This is a genomic window from Pseudomonas segetis (assembly GCF_900188155.1).
Taxonomy (GTDB): domain Bacteria; phylum Pseudomonadota; class Gammaproteobacteria; order Pseudomonadales; family Pseudomonadaceae; genus Aquipseudomonas; species Aquipseudomonas segetis.
Genome location: NZ_FZOG01000004.1, coordinates 46,927 through 67,925, shown reverse-complemented (window position 1 = coordinate 67,925; position 20,999 = coordinate 46,927). Strand labels below are relative to the sequence as shown.

Below are 20,999 nucleotides of genomic sequence, written 5' to 3'. Positions count from 1 at the left end.
GAGTTAGTAGCAAACGGATTTCTTTGGATGCTGACATTGCAATGATCGTTCCGTGATCCAACCAGTTCAGGTGCTGCTTATAAGCAGTTTTGTTGTTCTCTACCTGGTCGCGGGGCAAGCCCCAAAAGCACATCCTCTCCAAAAGAATCAGTTTTCTGCGCCTCCTGTCCTGTTGTTTTTGTTGTACTGGAGTCGTTACGTTTTATTTTTATTATCTTTTTTGCTGCTTGTTATTGTTGTTGTGCAATAGATAAAGCATTTGCCGTGCCAGCTTTTGTGAATCCTTTAAAATCAACGACTTACGATTATTGAGGGTCATGGGCAGATACAAAAAAGCCGGGGTGACGTTACCGTAACTCCCGGCTTTTGTTACTAAGTATTGAAACGGTAACAGTCTGTGGAACCCCGTCAGCCTTCGAATGTCTCTCCAGGCCTGGTGCGCTTAGCCGTTGACCGCACCGGATTTGCGCCGAGGAATCCCCAGGCGCTGGCGGCGTTCCCACAGGCATTTGCGACTGATGCCCAATTTGCGCGCCAACTCGGTTTCGGTCATATGGTCCTGGTGCTCGAGGACGAAGTGCTGGAAGTAGTCCTCCAGCGACAGGTCCTCGGTCGGCTCATGGCTGTTGTTGCTGGTCTGGGCGCTGTTCGACATGCTGCTGTCGAAGTCATCGTCCTCCATATCATCGAGCTCAACATCTATACCCAGCAGCTCGGCGGTAATCAGCGGGCTTTCGCACAGGATCACCGCACGCTCGATGGCGTTTTCAAGTTCGCGCACATTACCCGGCCAGGGGTACTGGCGAATTGCATGTTCGGCATTTGCGGCGAAGTGCAGGTCGCTACGGCCAATGCGCGCCGATTGACGCTGGAGAAATGCCTGGGCAATTTCCAGTACGTCCTTGCCGCGTTCGCGCAGGGCTGGAAGCTTGAGCGCGATTACATGCAGGCGGTAATAAAGGTCTTCACGGAATTGCCCTGTTTTGGCCAGGGTTTTCAAATCGCGGTGGGTGGCGGCAATCAGGCGGACATCGACTTTTTGTGATTGCACCGAGCCAACCCGTCGAATTTCACCTTCTTGCAATACGCGTAACAGTCGCGCTTGCGCTTCGAGTGGCAACTCGCCAATTTCATCAAGAAACAAGGTACCGCCATCGGCGGCTTCAACCAGGCCCGCGCGTGCAGCACTGGCACCGGTAAAGGCACCTTTTTCGTGACCAAAAAGCTCGGATTCGATCAGGGTTTCCGGAATTGCAGCGCAGTTGACCGAGATCAGTGGCGCTTTCGCGCGCTTGGAGAGGTTGTGCAGTGCTCGGGCTACCAGCTCTTTACCGGTTCCCGACTCACCCTGAATCAGGACATTGGAGTCTGTAGGCGCGACTTTGCGGATTTTGCTGTAAAGCTCAAGCATTGACGGTGATGAGCCGATGATGCCGATCTCGCCGTTGCTGGTGTCGGTTGCCTTGTCGCTGACCGGTTGCGCACCAGTTGTGTGTTCAGGAGTTGCACCTAGGTTGCTCTTGAGGGCCTGATGGTCGCGCAAGATGCGGGCAACGGCTTGAAGCATTTCATCATGGTCGAATGGTTTGGCAATGTAGTCGACTGCGCCCATCTTCATCGAATCCACGGCTGAGCGTAGGCTCGCGTAGCTGGTCATGATGAGTACAGGCGTGCCTTCACCGAGCTTTATCAGTTCGGTGCCGGGCGCGCCAGGCAAGCGCAAGTCACTGACGATCAAGTCAAAGCCGGGGATGCTGAAGCGCTCCTGGGCTTCTTGTACGGATCCGGCTTCGCTTACTTCGTACTGGTTGCGCTCAAGCAGGCGGCGCAAGGCAGAGCGGATAATGGTTTCGTCTTCGACGATCAAAATATGAGGCATTAATTCGGTCTCTCGACGGTCTCAGGTCGCTGGTTTAAGTCGCTATTGACGTCGCTTCAACATGCCGCGGCAATGTCACCCTGATTCGGGTGCCCCGTTGCAGTTCGGTATCAGCCGGGCTGTCGATTGTTATTTGTCCATAATGCTCTTCCACGATGGAATAGACCAGCGCAAGGCCGAGTCCGGTTCCACTGCCAGGATCTTTTGTGGTGAAAAACGGCTCGAATAAACGGTCCATTATCGCCTTGGGAATGCCGCTCCCTTCGTCCTCTACAATCAGGTCAACGGTATGCTCGAAAGCCTCGCTCTTGACCCGGATGGCAGTATTCGCGGATGAAGCGTCGCGGGCATTGGACAACAGATTGATCAACACCTGTGCCAAACGTTGCGGGTCGCCCACGACCCAGTGATCGCAATCACACAAATTATAAAAATGTACTTCGACACTTTGCCTGTTTAAAGAGAGCAAACCAATGGCATCTTGTGCCACTTCAGCCAGGCACACCGGTTCATCGGCGTGTTGATGGGAGCCCGAGTGGGCAAAGCTCATCAGCGATTGGACAATTCTCGATACGCGTTTGGTTTGCTCGATGATTTGCTGGCTGATTTCGGTCAGCTCGCTGTCTTCCTCGCGCTCTTCGCGCAGGTTTTGCGCCAGGCAGGCGATGCCGGTGATCGGGTTGCCGATTTCGTGGGCCACGCCGGCGGCGAGCCGACCAATACTGGCCAAACGTTCGGAGTGCACCAATTTGTCTTCGAGCACCTGGGTGTCGGTCATGTCTTCGAGCAAAATCACCAGCCCGCTGTTGCCGGGCGCCAGGGGTTCGATAATGGCGGCTTTATGCAGGCTGAGCCAGCGAATCATGCCGTCTTCACTCAGGCGGTGCTTGTGCAGGTGCTGGTCGGGCAATTCGATGAAGTCCATCAGCAGGCTGCGCCAAGGCTCGCCCAGGGTGCCCAGGCGTGACCCAACCACGCGCTGTGCGGGCACTCCTGTCAGTTCCTCCATGGCTTTGTTCCACATCAGGATTTCCTGATCCTTTGCCAGCGAACACACCCCCATTGGCAGCTCCTGCAGGGTCTGGCGGTGATAGCGGCGCAGTGCATCAAGCTCTGCTGCAAGACCGGTCAGGCGTGAGTGGTAGTCCTCAAGGCGGCTCTCTATAAAGTGTATGTCTTCGGTCACATAGGCTTCGCTGCCACTTTTGAAGGGTAGGAAAGTTTCGACTATGTCTTGTGACACGCTGGGCCCCATCAAGCCTGACAGGTTCGCTTCGATACGGTCACGCAATCGGCGCAGGGCATACGGGCGGCTTTCGTCGAAGGGCAAGTGCAGGTCGCGCAGCGCCTGTTCGATTTCCCGTTGAGCAGTCTTGGCACCGAGGGGCTTGGCAAGCTGTGTGGCAAATTCTTGTGGTGATGCAGCCAGCAGTTCACGGCGCTGTGGACGGCGTACGTTATCCACGGCGCAGGCTTGTGCGGCACTTTTTTCTTCCTCGCTGGCTTCGCTGAACAGCGAGACCAGGGTGAAGACCAACACGTTGGCGGCGAGTGAGCCGGTTGCGGCAAGGTGCCAGCTGCTGTCGTTGAGCACATAAACTATTTCTACGACAGGCAGGTAGATGTTCTGCAGGTTGCCGAGCAATGGCATCAGCATGCTGACGGCCCAGACGATGATGCCTGCCAGCAACCCGGCTATAAAACCGCGTCGATTGGCCGTTGGCCAGTACAAAACCGAGAGCACCCCCGGAAGAAACTGCAGGGTAGCGACAAAGGCCACTATGCCCAGGTTGGCCAGGTCTTGCTCGGCACGCAGCAGGGCGTAGAAACCGTAGCCGGCCATGATGATCAAGACGATCAGGGCGCGTCGGGTCCATTTCAGCCAACGGTAGATATTGCCTTCGGCCGGGGGCTGGTACAGCGGTAGCACCACATGGTTGAGCAGCATGCCCGAGAGCGCCAGGGTGGTGACAATGATCAGGCCGCTGGAGGCTGATAAACCACCGACATAGGCGATCAGTACCAGTGTCGGGCTATTGACCGCCATGCCCAGGCCAAGGGTGAAGTATTCGGGATTGGTGGTCGCACCGAGCTTGAGTCCCGCCCAGAGAATCAGGGGGACGGCCAGGCTCATCAATAGTAGAAACAGCGGCAGGCCCCAGCTGGCGCTAACCATTGCCCGTGGGTTGATATTCTCGGTAAAGGTCATGTGGTACATGTGTGGCATTACGATCGCAGAGGCGAAAAACACCAGCAGCAAGGTGCGCCAAGGGCCTTCCTGCAGCGGTGTATGCAGGCTGGTCAGGGCTGCCTGGTTCTGCACCAGCCACTGTTCCAGATCGTGGGGGCCGTTAAATACCGCATAGAGTGCATAGAGACCGATGGCGCTGATCGACACCAGCTTGACCACCGATTCGAACGCAATGGCGAAAACCAGGCCTTCATGCTTTTCTCGCGTTGCGATGTGGCGTGCGCCAAAGAGAATGGTAAACAGGATGATCAGCACGCAGAAACTGATCGCAACACGTGCCTGCATGGGCTCGTGGGTAAGAATGCTGATGGTGTCGGCCACTGACTGGATCTGCAGGGCGAGAAGCGGCAATACCCCAATAAACATGAAAATGGTGGTCAGCGCGCCGGCCCAGGTGCTGCGGAAGCGAAAGGCAAACAAGTCGGCAAGCGAGGATAGCTGGTAGGTCCGGGTGATACGTAATATCGGGTAGAGCAGCACCGGCGCCAGCAGGAAGGCGCCCGAAACCCCCAGGTAGCTGGCGAGAAAACCATAGCCATATTGGTAGGCAAGGCCAACCGTGCCATAGAACGCCCAGGCGCTGGCGTATACACCCAGGGAAAGGGTATAGGTCAGCGGATGGCGGATGATTTTACGCGGGATCAAACCGTGCTCGCTGGCCCAGGCCACGCCAAACAGCATGAGCAGGTAAGCGGCACTGATGAGTATCAGCTGGCCAAGACTAAAGCTCATCGGCATCTCGTTGACTCTGCAGAATAAATGTCACCACGATCAGAATCAGCCAAAGCAGATAAGGTCGGTACCAGGCACCGTTGGGGTCAATCCACCAATCCATGATGGCCGGGGAAAACAGGTAAATTCCCACCACCAGAATCAGCACGAGTCGATAGATATACATGCCGCATCTCTTTTCGTGAGTCTGCTGATGTTACCGGATGCGTGCGCGGCTGCGTAGTTTGCGAATGCTTGATGGTTAACATCGTCAAGGCGCGCCAGCCTGATACGAATAACAGCTTGGGTTGTATCTTTAAACTGCAATGGCCATCAGCCAATCTTGTGTTTCGAGCCAAGTCGCCGGTTGTGGACCTTATTTTGTGCGTATGATCGGTGGCAGATGCGTGGCTGCGCGATTCTGGTGCTTCAACGCTTGGCCCTGGGTTCGAACACCCACGGAGTAGGGCCCTGGCATAAGTTTTGCGCAGCATGTTTATCGCTCAGGCTAGCAGGAGGCCCGCTGTGTCGATCCATATCGCATTACATCATGTTACCCATTACCGGTATGACCGGGCCGTTAACCTGGGCCCGCAGATTGTGCGTTTACGTCCAGCTCCGCATAGCCGCACCCGGGTGCTTTCCTATGCGCTGAACGTCGAGCCTGGCGAGCACTTTATCAACTGGCAGCAGGACCCGCAGGGCAATTACCTGGCGCGTTTGGTGTTTCCGGAAAAAACGCGCGAGCTGAAAGTCGAGGTCGACCTGGTTGCGGAGATGGCGGTCTTCAATCCGTTCGATTTCTTTCTGGAACCCTACGCGGAAAAAATCCCGTTCAAGTACACCGAAAGCGAGCAGCGCGAGCTGGCACCTTATTTGGTGACCTTGCCAAGCACACCATTATTTGCGAAGTACCTGGCAGGTATTTCCCGCGAGCCATTGCCGAGCATTGATTTTCTGGTGGCGATCAACCAGCGCCTGGCGGGCGATATCAAGTACCTGATCCGCATGGAACCAGGTGTACAGACCCCTGAGCAAACCCTGGAGAATGCATCGGGTTCATGCCGCGATACCGCCTGGCTGATGGTGCAACTGTTACGTCAGCTGGGCCTGGCCGCGCGTTTCGCCTCTGGCTACCTGATTCAACTGACGGCTGATGTGAAATCGCTGGATGGCCCCTCGGGCACCGATGTCGATTTCACGGACCTGCATGCCTGGTGCGAAGTTTATTTGCCTGGCGCAGGTTGGATTGGCCTGGATCCTACCAGTGGCTTATTTGCTGGCGAAGGTCACATTCCGCTGGCCTGCAGCCCCGAGCCTTCGTCGGCTGCGCCAATCAGTGGTGGAGTTGATGAGTGTGAATGCGAGTTTTCTCACGAAATGCGCGTTGAACGTATCTGGCAGGCACCACGTGTCACCAAGCCCTATACCGAAGCGCAGTGGCTGGCGATCAACAGCCTGGGCAAACAGATCGATCAAGCGCTCAAAGACGCGGATGTACGCTTGACCATGGGCGGTGAGCCAACATTCGTGGCGCTTGATTACCCCGACGATGCCGAGTGGAATACTGCGGCGTTGGGGCCGAACAAACGGTTGCTGGCCGCTGATTTGTTTCACCGTTTGCGCGAGCATTACGCGCCCAATGCCCTGGTCCATTTTGGCCAGGGCAAGTGGTACCCCGGCGAGCAGTTGCCGCGTTGGTCGTTGAACTGCTTCTGGCGGCGTGACGGCCAGCCAATCTGGCGCGATGCCAGATTGTATGCCGATGAACACAATGATTACGGCGCCGATGAAGCTTTGGCCGCCACATTCCTCGACACCCTCGCCAGGCGCCTGGGGCTGTCAGCGCAGCACCGCTTTCCCGCCTATGAAGATAGCTTTTACTACCTGTGGCGTGAGCGCAAATTACCCAGCAACGTGACCCCGGATGATCCGCGCCTGGCCGACCCACTGGATCGCGCACGCCTGCGCAAGGTCTTCGAGCAGGGGCTGGATAAGATTATTGGCCATGTCTTGCCCTTGGCGCGTAACGCCGCTGAAACCGAGTGGCAGACCGGCAGTTGGCAGCTGCGCGATGAGCATTGCTGGCTGATTCCAGGTGATTCGCCGTTGGGCTATCGCTTGCCCCTGGAGTCCCAGCCTTGGGTCAGCAAAGCAGATTATCCCTACGTCAACCCGGTCGATCCTTCACAGCCAATGGCGCCGTTGCCGCAAGCTACCCAGGTTCAAAATCAGGTGCGTGGCGTCTGGCAAGGCAATCAAAGAACACCCGCAAAGCCAATGCCATTGCACACATCCGCCCAGGACATTGTGCGTACGGCTTTATGTGCTGAGCCCCGCGAAGGTCGCTTGTATCTATTTATGCCGCCCCTGGCCCGCCTGGAAGATTATCTGGAGCTGGTTGCCGCCATTGAAGCCACTGCCGCTGAGCTGGATTGCCCGGTGTTGCTCGAAGGTTACGAGCCACCGCGCGATCCGCGCCTGCAGTTTTTCAGGGTTACGCCCGACCCGGGGGTCATTGAGGTCAATATTCACCCATCCGCGAGTTGGGATGAATTGGTCGAGCGTACCGAGTTTCTTTATGAAACTGCCCGGCAGTGCCGCCTGAGCAGTGAAAAATTCATGATAGATGGTCGCCATACCGGAACTGGAGGCGGTAATCATTTCGTGCTCGGTGGCGCGACACCGGCGGATTCACCTTTTCTACGGCGGCCAGATTTGCTGCGCAGCCTGATCAGCTATTGGCACAATCATCCGTCGCTGTCGTATTTGTTTTCAGGGCTGTTCATTGGCCCGACCTCGCAAGCCCCGCGCGTGGATGAAGCTCGCAACGATGCGCTCTATGAACTGGAAGTGGCCTTTGCACAAATGCCTGAACCCGGCAAGGAGTGCGCGCCGTGGCTGGTCGATCGCTTGCTGCGTAACTTGCTGGTTGACGTTACCGGTAATACGCACCGTGCCGAGTTTTGCATCGACAAACTCTATTCACCGGATTCAGCCTCGGGGCGGCTTGGCTTGCTTGAGCTGCGCGCCTTTGAAATGCCACCACATGCGCAAATGAGCCTGGCTCAACAGCTGTTGCTGCGTGCGCTGATCGCACGTTTCTGGAAACAGCCCTATCAACCCGCGAGGTTGGTGCGCTGGGGCACCGAACTGCATGATCGGTTCATGCTCGCGCATTATGTCGAGCAGGACTTCAATGATGTCTTGCAGGAGTTGAACGCCGAGGGTTACAGGTTTCGCGCCGAGTGGTTTGCGCCGCACTTTGAGTTCCGCTTCCCGAAAGCCGGTGATTTCAATGTCAAAGGCATCGACCTGGAGTTGCGCCAGGCGCTTGAGCCTTGGCATGTGCTCGGTGAGGAAGGCACGGCAGGCGGTACTGTTCGCTATGTCGATTCATCCCTTGAGCGCATGCAGATCAAGGTGCGCGGCATGGCGCCGGATCGCTACGTGATTACCTGCAATGGCGTGCCCGTTCCTTTGCATTCGACCGGCAAGGTGGGCGAGTTCGTTGCAGGGGTTCGTTATCGTGCCTGGCAGCCCGCCAACTGCCTGCAACCGACCATTGGCGTGCATGCGCCCTTGGTGTTTGATGTGCTGGATACCTGGATGAGCCGCTCTCTGGGTGGCTGCCAGTACCATGTTGCGCATCCTGGCGGGCGCAATTACGAAACCCTGCCGGTTAATGCCTATGAGGCTGAAAGTCGGCGTTTGGCGCGCTTCTTCAGGCTCGGCCACAGTCCAGGCAAGCGCGCGCCAGGGGCGGTGATTGCAAATGGTGAATTGCCGATGACGCTGGACTTGCGTCTGAGCCCTTCTGGTCGCAAAGACTAACCTTGAGTTTGATGGCGCCTTATCCGCGCGCAATAACCCGAATCAGCAACCATGGCTTGGGTTATTGCGCCAGTGGAGCTCCGGGCTCAGCCTGTATTCGCTGTCGAGCGAGGGCTGGCCGGTGGTGCATTTACGGATATGCTTCAAAAATACCTACGCGCAAATGCTAAAGTTCGCGCATGTTAATGACTGTCTGAGATTTTGATGGCTGACCTGCTTGCCGACTATTCGCTCAATGATGCTGCCTACAACGAGCTGCTCGACACCGACGGGCAGGTACGACCTCATTGGCGGCGGATTGTCGAGCAATTGCAGCGTAACACGCCGTTTCAGTTGCAACTGCGCCAGGACTTGCTGGCGCGGCAAATCCAGGAAAATGGCATTACCTACAACGTTTATGCCGACCCGGAAGGCGCCGATCGCCCGTGGGAGCTGGATCTGCTGCCAAATGTAATTGCTGCGGATGAATGGCAGGTGATCGCCAAAGGGGTCGCCCAGCGCGCCGAGTTGCTCAATCAGGTGCTGGCGGATCTGTACGGGCCGCAAACCTTGCTCGCTGATGGCTTGCTGCCCGCTGAGCTGGTCTTTGGACACAACAATTTTCTCTGGCCCTGCCAGGGCATCGAGGTACCAGGCGCAACCTACCTGCATATTTATGCGGTTGACCTGGCGCGTGCTCCCGATGGACGTTGGTGGGTCACCGCAGACCGAACCCAGGCGCCATCTGGCGCGGGCTATGCCTTGGAAAACCGGCAGATTGTTTCACGCGCCTTTCCGGATCTTTACCGTGACATGCGGGTGCAGCATCTCGCTGGTTTCTTCCGCACACTGCAAGAAACCATTGCCAGGCAAGCGCCTGCCGACGGCGAGACACCGCTGGTCGTGGTGCTGACGGCGGGGCGCCTCAACGAAAGCTACTTCGAGCACCTGTATCTGGCCCGTCAACTGGGCTATCCATTGGTTGAGGGTACCGATTTAACCGTCCGAGATGCCACGGTGTACCTTAAAACCCTCGCCGGGTTGCGCCGGGTTCATGCGATTTTACGGCGTCTGGATGATGATTTCTGCGACCCGCTGGAGTTGCGTATCGACTCGGCGCTCGGCGTACCTGGCCTGCTCGATGCCGTGCGCCAGGGGCGGGTGCTGGTCACCAATGCATTGGGTAGTGGCGTGCTTGAGTCCCCGGGGTTCTCTGGCTTCTTGCCCGCTATCAGTGAAAAACTGCTGGGCGAGCCTTTGCTGTTGCCGAGTATTGCCAGTTGGTGGTGCGGAGAGCCGCCAGTGCTGGAGGAGGCGCTTGGCAAATTACCTGAGCTGTTGATTCGCCCGAGTTTCCCCTCGCAAAGTTTTGATCCGGTATTCGCCCGTGACCTCGACGAACCGCAGCGCGAAGCCCTGGAGCAGCGCCTTAGGAATCGACCTTACGCCTATGTTGCGCAAGAAGTTGCGCAGTTGTCGCAGGCCCCGGTCTGGCAGAGTGACAAGCGCTGCTTGGCGCCGCGCGCCATTGGCATGCGGGTGTTTGCGGTTGCCGGGCCAAATGGATATCGGGTTATGCCGGGAGGCTTGACCCGAGTTGCCGCGCAAGCTGATGCGGAAGTCGTTTCGATGCAGCGCGGCGGCGCCAGTAAAGACACTTGGGTACTGGGCAGTCGTAGTACGGGCAGTGAGTCCTGGCAGGGCATGCGACCTTTGGGCGTTGCCGACCTGGTCCGCAGTGACCCGTATCTCCCGTCGCGAATCGTCGAAAACCTGTTCTGGTTCGGGCGTTATAGCTCTCGCTGTGAGGGCAATGCACGGTTGTTGCGAATCATGCTGTCGCGCTATGTCGATGATGACGATGACCCGCGCGCGCTTGAGGCCGTGTTGAGCCTGGGCGAGCGCCTTGGCCTGTTGCCGGATGGGGAGGGCGGCCAGACATTGGAGCAGCGCCTGGAGCAGGCATTGCTCGGCGATGAATGGCCGGTCAGCCTGCGAACTAACCTGCAGCATCTGATCTGGACCGCGGGCAGCGTGCGCGGCAAGCTGTCTCAAGCTAACTGGCAGGCCTTGCTGGAGTTGCAGATCGAGGCGCAGGAGCTTGAAGTTCAGCAGACGGACTTTGGCGAGGCGCTGGATTTCCTCAATGGCTTGGTGATGTCGCTCGCGGCACTTTCAGGGTTTGCCCTGGACGACATGACGCGTGACGACGGCTGGCGCTTTCTGGTGATAGGTCGCTGCATTGAGCGTCTTCAGTTCATGAGCGAGAGTATTGCCAGTTTTATTCGCAGCCCGATGGTCGATGATCAGTCGGCTTTGGAGTGGTTGCTGGAGTTGGGTAACAGTAGCATCACCTACCGTACCCGTTACCTTGCGACTGCCCAACTCATTCCGGTTCTCGACCTGCTATTGCTCGATGACCAGAACCCACACGCGGTGTTGTTCCAATTGCGAACCCTACTGAATTCCCAAGCCCGACTGGTCGAGCGCTTTGACCTGCCTGCTTCGTCGAAACTGGCCAGCCTGGAGCGTCAGCTCAGCGGTTTTAGCCTTGCAACCCTGGAAAACTCCTTGTTCGGCCCCAGCAGCGTGCGTGCCGTCTTGAATGGGTTGGCGCAGTTGCTTGAGAGCATTGCCCAGGCCAGTGCCGAGATATCTGATCAACTGGCGTTGCGTTTCTTCGTCCATGTTGATGCCAGCCAGCGGACGCAATCATCATGAGCAAGCCACAGGTTATCAATGACGAGGCCGAGGTAAAGCTGGCGCGCTACCAGGTGATTCACGACACCCATTACCGTTACTCGGCCCCTGTATCACTTGCGCAACAATTGGCGCATTTGGTGCCGCGAGATTGTGCCTGGCAGGTCAAGCATCAATGCCAGCTTGAAGTCAGCCCCAAACCCTGCATGCGCCATGACGGTTTGGACGTGTTTGGCAATCCGCTGACGCGTTTGGTGTTTGAGCGTCCGCACGACACATTGAAAGTCAGCGCCCAAATGCGCCTGGACGTGCTGGCGCGCCCGGCTGCGGTGTTGCAAGACTCTCCAGCCTGGGAAGATGCATGCGCTGCGCTGAGTTATAGCGGAACGGCGTTGCCTGCTGATTTGCTGGATGCCAGCAGGTTTCGCTTTCAGTCGCCTTATGTTCAGGTAAAGCACAATTTCGCCAAGTACTCGGCGGATTGCTTTGTGCCACGCAGGCCGCTGTTGCTTGCGGTTCAGGCGCTTATGAACAAGATCTTTACCGAGTTCACCTTTGATGCAGTGGCCACGCAGGTGGCGACGCCTTTGTTGCAGGTGTTGCAAGAGCGCCGGGGCGTATGCCAGGACTTTGCCCACCTGATGCTGGCCTGTTTGCGCTCGCAGGGCGTGGCAGCCCGCTATGTCAGTGGTTATTTGCTGACGCAGCCACCGCCGGGACAGCCGCGTCTGATTGGGGCCGATGCTTCCCATGCCTGGGTTTCGGTATATTGCCCGCGCCAGGGCTGGGTCGACTTTGATCCGACCAATAATATTCGTCCAGCGCTTGAACACATTACCTTGGCCTGGGGCCGTGATTTCGCGGATGTCTCGCCATTGCATGGTGTCATCCTGGGGGGCGGAAGCCATGACCCGGATGTGCAGGTGACAGTGCTGCCGCTCACGGAAGACGGGGCGATCGCACAGGCCTGAATGCAATATTCCAGCAAGTTTTTTTCCCCGTGCTAGCTTTTTTAAGGACCGCTGTACCTATTCCTTAGTGGAGCACGACCATGGACGATACAACCATCGTTAATGTTGGCACGGAAAAAATGAACGCGCTGTACAACCTGGTGACGCAGTACGGCGCCGCATTTGCCATAAAGATCCTATCAGCTGTCGCCTTCTGGGTGATTGGACGCTGGCTGATTGGCTTTGCAGTGGGCTTGGTGCAAAAAGGCCTGGGGCGCCAGCATGTTGATCCGACTGTTCTGCGCTACGTTGGCAACTTCATCACCGTTACCCTGAATATTCTTCTGGTCATTGGCATCCTCGGCTTCTTCGGGGTGCAGACCACAACCTTTGCTGCCTTGATCGCCGCGATTGGCCTGGCCATCGGCATGGCTTGGTCGGGCTTGCTGTCAAACCTGGCGGCAGGCGGCTTTATCATCATCTTGCGTCCGTTCAAGGTTGGTGACTTCATCTGTGCCGGCGGTGTAACGGGGACTGTTACCGAGATTGGCTTGTTCGTCACCGCCATCAACACCCCTGATAATGTGCTGACGCTGGTGGGCAACAACAAGATCTTCAGTGACAACATCCAGAATTTCTCGCACAACGCATTCCGCCGGGTGGACCTCAAGGCCCAGCTTTCAGGTGCCACCGACTACAAGGCGGCGGCTGCGCTGCTTCGAGAGCGGATTGCCGGGATTGATAACGTGCTGGCCGAACCCGCCGTGGATGTTGAAATCCTTGAATTCAACCTGGTCGGGCCGGTGATGGCGGTGCGTCCTTATTGCCACACCGATCACTATTGGCAGGTGTATTTCGACACCAACAAGATGATCAAGGATGCGCTGGGCGAGGCGGGCTTCCCGGCACCAATGCCCGCGCAAACGGTGATCATGCAGCAGGCCGGTTGAATCCAGCCTGGGTGTAGCGGCCTATTGGCCTTTCAGCCGGTTGAACAAGGGCGGGCAAGCTTCGCGTTGCCCGCCCTACAAATGTCAGTAGGCGATACAACTTATGAGCCTTTGACCGCCTTCCAGAGCTTGCTCCCCAGCGTCACAACCACGAGCGCGATCGCACCCGCGATAATGCCCGCTACGCCGTTTAGCAGCACAGGCGCTGCACTGCCCATCAACTCCAAGCCAGAGCTGGTGGCCAGGTGCTCGGATGCCTGCTCTATCCAGTGATGCACCGCAGGCACGCCGTGGGTAAGGATGCCGCCGCCGACCAGGAACATTGCGGCGGTGCCTATCACCGACAGGCTCTTCATCAGGTAAGGGGCTGTGAACAAGATACCCCGGCCAAAACTGCGCGTAGCACGTGTGAACAAACCTTCGCCTTGGCGTTCGTTCAAATAGAGCCCGGCGTCATCCAGTTTGACGATGCCTGCGACCAACCCATAAACGCCAATAGTCATCACCAACGCAATGCCCGAGACCACTATGATTTGTTGCGTCATTGGCGCCCCGGTGACTGTGCCCAGGGTAATCGCAATAATTTCTGCTGAAAGAATAAAGTCTGTGCGAATGGCCCCGCCGATTTTTTCTCGCTCGAATGCTTTGACTTGCTCAGGCGATTTGCTCGCCGCTTCAAGCAATTCGGCTTTTTCTTGCTGGTCCTCTTCCTTGGAGTGCAAAAACTTGTGGGCCAGTTTCTCGAAGCCTTCAAAACACAGGAAGGCGCCACCGAGCATCAACAGCGGTGTAACCGCCCAGGGCGCGAGGGCGCTGATGACCAGGGCTGCAGGCACCAGAATCAACTTGTTGCGCAGTGAGCCCTTGGCAACCGCCCACACCACCGGCAGTTCCCGGTCGGCTCGCACGCCAGTAACCTGCTGGGCATTGAGCGCCAGGTCGTCGCCCAGGACGCCAGCGGTTTTCTTGGCTGCAACCTTGGTCATCAACGACACATCGTCGAGCACGGTTGCGATGTCATCTAAAAGGGTTAAAAGGCTACTGCCTGCCATCTAGGGAATTCCTTTGGTTTACGAAGCTTGAAGTATCTGAGCAGTACCTTAGCCCAACAATCAAGCATTTAGCGAACCTCTGGAAACGACTGCGCTGGCTACCGTTCCCAGCGGTTCCTTGGAGATCTAGTGTCCGTTGGATGTGTTTTTCATGGATATTGGTGATCTGTCGCAAGCTAATTGCACCTAAGCATTGTCCTACAGCGCTGGGTGCGGCACTCTTGAGCCTCTCAGACAACCCATGGACGGAGGCTAGGCACGATGGATGCCAATCAGGCGCATATTTCGCTGACGGTTTCAGGTTTTAACTCAGACTTGCAAGTACTCAAGTTCGATGGCTCGGAAGCACTTAACGAACTGTATCAGTTTGATATAGAACTGGTGAGCGAAACGCCTGATCTTGACCTCGACAGCCTGATCAATCAGCCCGCCTACCTGAGCTTTGGGCCTGAGCAGAAGGGCGTTCATGGGGTTGTTTATTCAGCGCAGCAAGGGGATTCCGGCAAGCGCCTGACCCGTTATCGCATCAGCCTCATGCCGCAACTCGCCTATTTGATGCACAGCGTCGACCAACGCATTTTCCAGCACATGACCGTGCAGCAAATCATCAGCGACGTGCTCAACAAAAACGGGATTCAAGCGGATGCCTATCGCTTCCAGCTTGGCTCGTACGTCTACCCTGAGCGCGAGTATCGCGTGCAATACAATGAAACCGACCTGCACTTTATTCAGCGCCTGTGCGAAGAAGAAGGCATCAGTTTCCACTTCCAGCACAGCGCCGACAGCCATGTGCTGGTGTTTGGCGATGACCAAACCGTATTTCCCACATTGGCGCCGCTGGCCTATCACCCCGACAGTGGTATGGCGGCGGCCAATGCGGTGGTCAAGTCGCTGTTGGTCACCTTGGAAACCCGCAGCAGCGCGGCCAGCTTTCGTGACTACAACTTCGAAAAGCCCAAGCTGACCCTCGATGGTGAATACAAGGCCGAGTTCCTGCCCGAGTTGGAAGTCTATGAATATCCGGGGCGCTTTACCGAGCGTGCGCGCGGCAAGCACCTGGCCAAACGCGCATTGGAGCGCTTGCGTACCGGTTATGAAATAGCGGCTGGACGCAGTGATGCAAGCCTGCTCAGCGGCAGTTTCCTGAGCTTGAGCAACCATCCGCGTGCGCAATACAACGATTTGTGGCTGATCCACAGCGTCGAGCACCAAGGGCGCCAGCCACAGGTGCTTGAGGAGTCGGTCAGCAGCGATGTAAAGGCAGAAGACGGCTTCACCCAGGGCTATCGCAACAGCTTTGTCGCCACGCCCTGGGACATCACCTTCCGTCCGCCGCTCAAACACCGCAAAGCCAAGGTCCAAGGCGCGCAGCGGGCGATTGTCACCGGCCCCCAGGGCGAAGAGATTCATTGCGACGAATACGGCCGGGTCAAGGTTCAGTTCTTCTGGGACCGCGTCGGTCAGGCCGATGAGCAAACCAGTTGCTGGTTGCGCGTGAGTAACAGTTGGGCAGGCAATGCTTATGGCGCGGTGACCATCCCGCGCATCGGCATGGAAGTGTTGGTGAGCTTCTTCGAGGGCGATCCCGATCAACCCATTGTCAGCGGTTGCCTGTATCACAAGGAACACGCCGTACCTTATGCACTGCCTGAAAACAAAACCCGAAGCACCTTCAAAACCAACAGCAGCCTTGGTGGCGCCGGGTTCAATGAACTGCGCATCGAGGATAAGGCCGGTCAGGAGCAAATCTTCGTCCACGCCCAGCGCGATTGGGATCAGCGGGTCGAAAACGACCAGAAAATCCATGTTGGCAACGAGCGCCACGACACAGTCGAAGCCAACAGCTACAGCGAGTTCAAGGCCAAAGAACACCGCATGACCCACTTAGACCGCAAGACTGCGGTCGACGCCAGCGATCACCTGAATGTCGGCGTGACTCAACATGCAAAAATAGGTGTGGGCCAGTTCGTCGAAGCCGGTACCGAAATCCACTATTACGCGGGCAGCAAGGTCGTTATCGATGCAGGCATGGAGCTGACCGCCAAAGGCGGTGGCAGCTTTGTCAAAGTCGACCCAAGCGGCATTACCTTCAGCGGCGCGACCATCAAGATCAACTCCGGCGGCGCCCCGGGCGTTGGCTCCGGGATTGCCTTGCTACTGCCTAACATCGGCCAGCCGGCAGACCAGGCCGTGCCGGGGGAATTGCTAGTGCCTGCACAGCGTCGGGCCTTGATGCGCAAGGCCCCGCGCTGCGCGATTTGTGAAAAGGCGGCTGAGGAAGGCGCTGCGTGACTACCTTTGTAGAGGCCAATTACCTTTTAGTTGATGGTGTGATAAACCCTGACGCGCTGGTTACGCTTTATCAGCGTGGCGAGGCGCTGGATATCCAGCCTCTGTACATTGGTACCCGTTGGGCTGAGTTGCACGACATTGGGCCTATTTTGGTCTGCGCAAACGGAGGGCGTCGCCTCATTGACGAATGGGCTGCACGGGCAATGGAGTTACAAGATGCCTGTTTTCTTTCGTCTTCAGCGCCGATTCAAACCCTGGCCGATCATTTGCGTCATTTGATCAGCCCGCCTGACGTATTGGGCGGCGAGGGTTTATTGCGTTTTGCCGACCCGTTGGTGGCTCAGCATTGGCTCGCCAGTTATCCCCAGCAGCAGCTAAACAGCCTGCTGGGGCCAATCGAAGCCTGGTCGACCCCCGTTTTTGATCACAGTTGGGAACCGGCGGCGCCCATTGCCTGGCAGCGCTTCACTCGCACTGAACCCGCGCAAAACTGGAAGGAACACAATGCCCTGCTAGGCCAGGAGCAGCTGGACGCGCTCGATAGCGCAGCGCGCTGGCGTTTTATGGAGCGACTCAACGAGATGCTCCAGCAACACTATCCACAGTTGCTCGCTCAAATCTCCCCTGAACAACGAACGTATTGGTTTGATCAGCGTCTCAACGAGGCACAAGCCTGGGGTTTGGCCACCGAGCGTAGCCTGGCCATTTGGGTCGAGTACAGCCTGCGTTGGGGCGAGGGTTTCACGCTGCGAGCCAATGGGCCCTACCAGCAATGGCTGGAACGTACTCCGGAAGCACTCAAACTTGCCCCTGAAATGCGGATCCAGCAGATGGACAACGACTGTTTGGCGATTGAATTTAACAAGGACGTGTCATGACTCAGCCCGCGACAACCCCTCAGATTAAACAGGCGCAGCGCAACCAGGCATTTGATGACACGCCTTTATCTCATGGCCAATGTTCATTAATGGCGGGAGAGGTCGCGATCTTTCCTGTGCGTTATGCGCTTGATGAATCCCCAGAAAAAGGCACCAACCAAGGCCCCAACCCGCTTCCAAGCGATTGGCAGGGTGGTGCCTTGCCATCGCTGCAGACCCGTAGCTATACCTTGCGTCAATTGCGCGATGGTTGGGTCTACGTCTGGGATAGCATCGACAAGACATTTCATGAATATGAAGTCAAAGGTGAACAATTCACCCGCCATAAGTGGACTGACAAGCAACTGAACCAGGATGTGCGTAACAATCCTGGTGAAAGCCTGCCTTACCTGCTTTATCCACGTCGCAGCCGTTTACGCATCGCCTTTTCACCCGTGCAATGGACATGGCGAATCTGCGAGCTAATGCGCAGCAGCACCAAAGAGCAAGGCCAGTGGATGCGTGAAGTCAACCTGCCGGCCTTTTGCCTGAGTGGGCGGGTGGCGAACGGCGGCCCTATCAGGGCGCTGGGCGAAAGCCTGGCAGATATTCTGCCAACGCCGAAAAAGCCTACTTTCGCGACCACCACGCTGCCGACTCAAGCTGGAGATGATGAGCCCGCCGGGCCTTTCAAGGCGACATTCGAAGAAGCACTGGTTCGAGGCAAGGTGCCAGACCAGGATACAGCCCTGTTTGTTGCGCTTGACGATCCGCTTGCGCTGGTAGAAGACCTCAACATGAACCTGATGGGGCGGCTGGCTGAGCAAAGCCTGTATGAAAACCAGCATCAACACAAACTGCAAAGCGCACAGTCTGTAATCCAACTGTGCGGTGTGGACACTGATGCGCTTACACCTGCTTCAGTAAAAGATCCGGTGCAGCGCGCAGATTGTGCCAAGGATATCTACCAGCGACTGAGCGCCGAAGACAAGGCCACTGCGCTGCGTAACAGCATGAGCCCCATTGCACAGGGCATGCATGGGATGCCGGACACCCGGTTCATTGATGCGCAGCAAATCGCCGAAGCTGCCCAGGCTGCATTCAACAGCAAATGGGGCGCGCATATCAGCGATCAACAATGGCAAGCCACCCTCAAGGATTGGAACTCCAAGAGCAAGTGGCGCGAGGATGTGTTTTTTGAAGATGTCGTCAGCTTCTATGCTGAAACCACCCAGCAACTGCTGCGCCTGCAAGCACATTGCCAGCGTAGCGAACATGACTTGATCACCTGGCTCAATGCGCTGAAGCCCAATGCCGAGGCGGTCTATTACGACAGCTGCAATGCTGCGCAATCGGCCGAGCTGCTTGGTCTCGCCTATGCGGTTTATGTGGCCTTGTCGGGCTGCGAAGCAGGCAAGGAGTGGCTGCTAAAGCAGGGTAAAGCGCCTGATAACCTGCTGGGCATGGCTCTGTTCAACTTCAGTCCGGAGTTGGAGGCCATGGTCAAACAAGTGTCTGCCAACTTTGCCGCGACAGGTTCCCTGGATGATCAAGGCCAGGGTGATGGCAGCTCTCCATTGCTTGACCCTTCGTCACCGGGCGACATCACCAATGTCTCTACGCGGGTTGCCGAGCTGAAAGGCGTGCTCGATACCGGCGTTCTGCAAAAAACAGCGGTTTACAAAGCCCTGAGCAGCGATGCCAAACAAGCATTCGACACCTTGCGTCTTGTTGCCAACGATATCGCCAGCGAAGCCTGGCATGGGCTGAGCCAGTTGCTGATACCTGCAATGAAAGAGGTTAATGCAATCAAGCTGAGCGCCCTGCAAGTACTGATCTCCACGGAAATATCCGGTGCGACGCAACTGGTCAAAAACCCCAACTATGCAAGCGAGTTTCAAGCCTGGACGCGTAAGGTAATACCCTTGAACCGTCAAAAGTCAGCTTTGCAGCGGGTGCTCTATAGCCCCGGCCTGGCGCACGATAAACGCTCGGCTCGTATTCAGTTGAATAAACTGGATGAGGAACTCAATGCCTTGTTCCTGCAACGTCCGCTTGAAACCTTTGCAAAGGTGCAAGGCGGTGGGCGCATCAGCCTGGGGCCGGACAAGGTGCAAATCCTGCTCAGCGACTTGGGACAAGCTGAAGTCGCTGCCCAGTTGCGGCTTAAAGCACTCAACACCGCCGCTTATAGCCAGCGGGCTAAAGCCTGGGTTGGGCAAAACCTGGGTAAATCCCTACCGGCCTTGTTGGTTGGGCTTAACGCCTGGAACTTCTACAGTGTCAGCAAGCAAGCGGCGAACGACGGCAGCTTCAGTGCAGATGAGTGGCGCAATATGGGTTCAAGCGCGGCCTTTACCGCCAACGCCATGATGACTTTCGCAGTGGCGCCCATGTGGGAACGGGCGGCGGGGATGGCTGCGACGCTCGATGAAAAAGTCACCAAGGTTGCCAAGGCTTCTTACCGTGCTTGGGTTGGCGAGGCCAGAGCCGCTGCGGCTAGTACCGCAGGTGGTTCAGCTGTCGCAGGAGAGTTTGCGGCTTTTTCCAAGGCACTGATTTTACGCACTGCAACATGGGCCGTATTAGGGGCTGTCGCCTGTGGTTTGGAGGCCTGGCAGCTTTACAAAGATGCTCATAATGCGACCAGTAAGCAAGAAGAGAAGCTGATCTATGCAAAAATGGGTATTGTCGCTGTTATGGGGACAGTTGCAGGCGTGCAGCTTGTAGGCGCTTTAGCTGGTTTTTTCTTTGGTTTTTCATGGGTAATGGCTACGCCAATTGGGATTTTTTTGGCGGTGCTTGGGGCGGCGTATTTGATTCTTTCGATGATGATCAATAATGCCCACCGTGAAGGCGTCAGGCGTTGGTTGTTTCATTGCAACTGGGGGCGTGAACCAAACCCTGAGTGGTCGGTCGAGACCGATACCGGGCATGCCGCGCAGATGAACGCACTGGTTGAAACACTGCAACAACCCACCTTGGTCAGCCGTGCAGTTGAAGATGTTCATCAATACAGTACGCCCTATGGCGGTGGCGTGTCGGTTTCTACTCCTAAGGGCTTTTGGCTCCAGCTATTACTGCCCAAACTCGTTGCTGGCCATGATGTCATGTTGCAACCGGCAATGGTCGATACCCATTGGTTTACTGACGATACCTTGCGCGCCACTCCTGCTGGGTACAGCGAGCAGTTTCTTAATGGTTTCTGGGCCGACCCTAAAACCTTTCAAACGCTGCCTACAACCGAAGGCGGTAATACACTGCCTGCGGACTACCGTTATAACGACGAAGACACGCATCGCCTCTGGCAAGCCTGGATCGATACATCGCTTAGAAGCCCGGTGCTAGAACTGGAGGTGACTTATCCACCTGAAGTTTTGCAGCGTAAAGGCGGTCGTGGCTATATATTGCAACTGGCCATAAGTACTTCAGCTAAGCAGGCCGATCGACAAAATAACGCCTTTGAAGCAGCGTTAAATAAAGAGCTTGTATTGGCAAGGCACTCAACGCAACAGTTAACGCTGCCTGTCCCTAATTGATAAAA

The 20,999-nt window shown here is 56.6% G+C and carries 11 protein-coding genes; 7 read left to right on the top strand and 4 right to left on the bottom strand.

Going from position 1 to position 20,999, the window contains the following annotated elements; translation table 11 throughout:
* Positions 1-442 precede the first annotated feature (442 nt).
* The 3 genes from CHB79_RS14210 to CHB79_RS14200 are packed head-to-tail and all read right to left on the bottom strand — an operon-like array spanning position 443 to position 5,028.
* The gene (locus tag CHB79_RS14210) at positions 443-1,879 is read right to left on the bottom strand and encodes a sigma-54-dependent transcriptional regulator (RefSeq protein WP_089360412.1); all 1,437 of its coding nucleotides are present in this window, start codon (positions 1,877-1,879) and stop codon (positions 443-445) included.
* 34 nt (positions 1,880-1,913) lie between these two features.
* Positions 1,914-4,868, bottom strand: a complete 2,955-nt coding sequence (locus CHB79_RS14205; RefSeq protein ID WP_029529543.1) for a sensor histidine kinase — start codon at positions 4,866-4,868, stop codon at positions 1,914-1,916.
* The gene (locus CHB79_RS14200) at positions 4,852-5,028 is read right to left on the bottom strand and encodes a hypothetical protein (protein ID WP_003244646.1); all 177 of its coding nucleotides are present in this window, start codon (positions 5,026-5,028) and stop codon (positions 4,852-4,854) included. The genes CHB79_RS14205 and CHB79_RS14200 overlap by 17 nt, the downstream gene beginning before the upstream one ends.
* Before the next feature lie 338 nt (positions 5,029-5,366).
* Between CHB79_RS14200 and CHB79_RS14195 the strand changes: the two genes are divergently transcribed.
* The 4 genes from CHB79_RS14195 to CHB79_RS14180 all read left to right on the top strand — a co-directional run bounded on the left by CHB79_RS14195 (position 5,367) and on the right by CHB79_RS14180 (position 13,254).
* Positions 5,367-8,675: a transglutaminase family protein gene (locus CHB79_RS14195; RefSeq protein WP_089360411.1), complete on the top strand. Its 3,309-nt coding sequence runs from the start codon at positions 5,367-5,369 to the stop codon at positions 8,673-8,675.
* 204 nt (positions 8,676-8,879) lie between these two features.
* The gene (locus CHB79_RS14190) at positions 8,880-11,375 is read left to right on the top strand and encodes a circularly permuted type 2 ATP-grasp protein (RefSeq protein ID WP_089360410.1); all 2,496 of its coding nucleotides are present in this window, start codon (positions 8,880-8,882) and stop codon (positions 11,373-11,375) included.
* Complete coding sequence (locus CHB79_RS14185) at positions 11,372-12,325, top strand: transglutaminase family protein (protein WP_089360409.1); 954 nt, start codon at positions 11,372-11,374, stop codon at positions 12,323-12,325. Before CHB79_RS14190 ends, CHB79_RS14185 begins: the two co-directional genes overlap by 4 nt.
* Positions 12,326-12,405: 80 nt before the next feature.
* Positions 12,406-13,254: a mechanosensitive ion channel family protein gene (locus tag CHB79_RS14180; protein WP_089360408.1), complete on the top strand. Its 849-nt coding sequence runs from the start codon at positions 12,406-12,408 to the stop codon at positions 13,252-13,254.
* 101 nt (positions 13,255-13,355) lie between these two features.
* Here the strand turns inward: CHB79_RS14180 and CHB79_RS14175 are convergent, their stop codons facing one another.
* Positions 13,356-14,306, bottom strand: coding sequence for a DUF808 domain-containing protein (locus CHB79_RS14175; RefSeq protein ID WP_010487611.1), 951 nt, complete (start codon positions 14,304-14,306; stop codon positions 13,356-13,358).
* A 261-nt stretch (positions 14,307-14,567) separates the two neighbouring features.
* Between CHB79_RS14175 and CHB79_RS14170 the strand changes: the two genes are divergently transcribed.
* The 3 genes from CHB79_RS14170 to CHB79_RS14160 are packed head-to-tail and all read left to right on the top strand — an operon-like array spanning position 14,568 to position 20,994.
* On the top strand, positions 14,568-16,598 hold the full coding sequence (locus tag CHB79_RS14170) for a type VI secretion system Vgr family protein (protein ID WP_089360407.1): 2,031 nt from the start codon (positions 14,568-14,570) through the stop codon (positions 16,596-16,598).
* Entirely contained in the window at positions 16,595-17,476 is an 882-nt protein-coding gene (locus tag CHB79_RS14165) for a DUF4123 domain-containing protein (protein WP_089360406.1), read from the top strand. The genes CHB79_RS14170 and CHB79_RS14165 overlap by 4 nt, the downstream gene beginning before the upstream one ends.
* Entirely contained in the window at positions 17,473-20,994 is a 3,522-nt protein-coding gene (locus CHB79_RS14160) for a T6SS effector BTH_I2691 family protein (RefSeq protein WP_089360405.1), read from the top strand. Before CHB79_RS14165 ends, CHB79_RS14160 begins: the two co-directional genes overlap by 4 nt.
* Positions 20,995-20,999: the final 5 nt, after the last annotated feature.

Coding starts and splice junctions, on each gene's coding strand:
- CHB79_RS14210 (WP_089360412.1), bottom strand. CDS start 1,879: ATGCCTCATATTTTGATCGTCGAAGACGAAACCATTATCCGCTCTGCC.
- CHB79_RS14205 (WP_029529543.1), bottom strand. CDS start 4,868: ATGCCGATGAGCTTTAGTCTTGGCCAGCTGATACTCATCAGTGCCGCT.
- CHB79_RS14200 (WP_003244646.1), bottom strand. CDS start 5,028: ATGTATATCTATCGACTCGTGCTGATTCTGGTGGTGGGAATTTACCTG.
- CHB79_RS14190 (WP_089360410.1), top strand. CDS start 8,880: ATGGCTGACCTGCTTGCCGACTATTCGCTCAATGATGCTGCCTACAAC.
- CHB79_RS14185 (WP_089360409.1), top strand. CDS start 11,372: ATGAGCAAGCCACAGGTTATCAATGACGAGGCCGAGGTAAAGCTGGCG.
- CHB79_RS14180 (WP_089360408.1), top strand. CDS start 12,406: ATGGACGATACAACCATCGTTAATGTTGGCACGGAAAAAATGAACGCG.
- CHB79_RS14175 (WP_010487611.1), bottom strand. CDS start 14,306: ATGGCAGGCAGTAGCCTTTTAACCCTTTTAGATGACATCGCAACCGTG.
- CHB79_RS14170 (WP_089360407.1), top strand. CDS start 14,568: ATGGATGCCAATCAGGCGCATATTTCGCTGACGGTTTCAGGTTTTAAC.
- CHB79_RS14160 (WP_089360405.1), top strand. CDS start 17,473: ATGACTCAGCCCGCGACAACCCCTCAGATTAAACAGGCGCAGCGCAAC.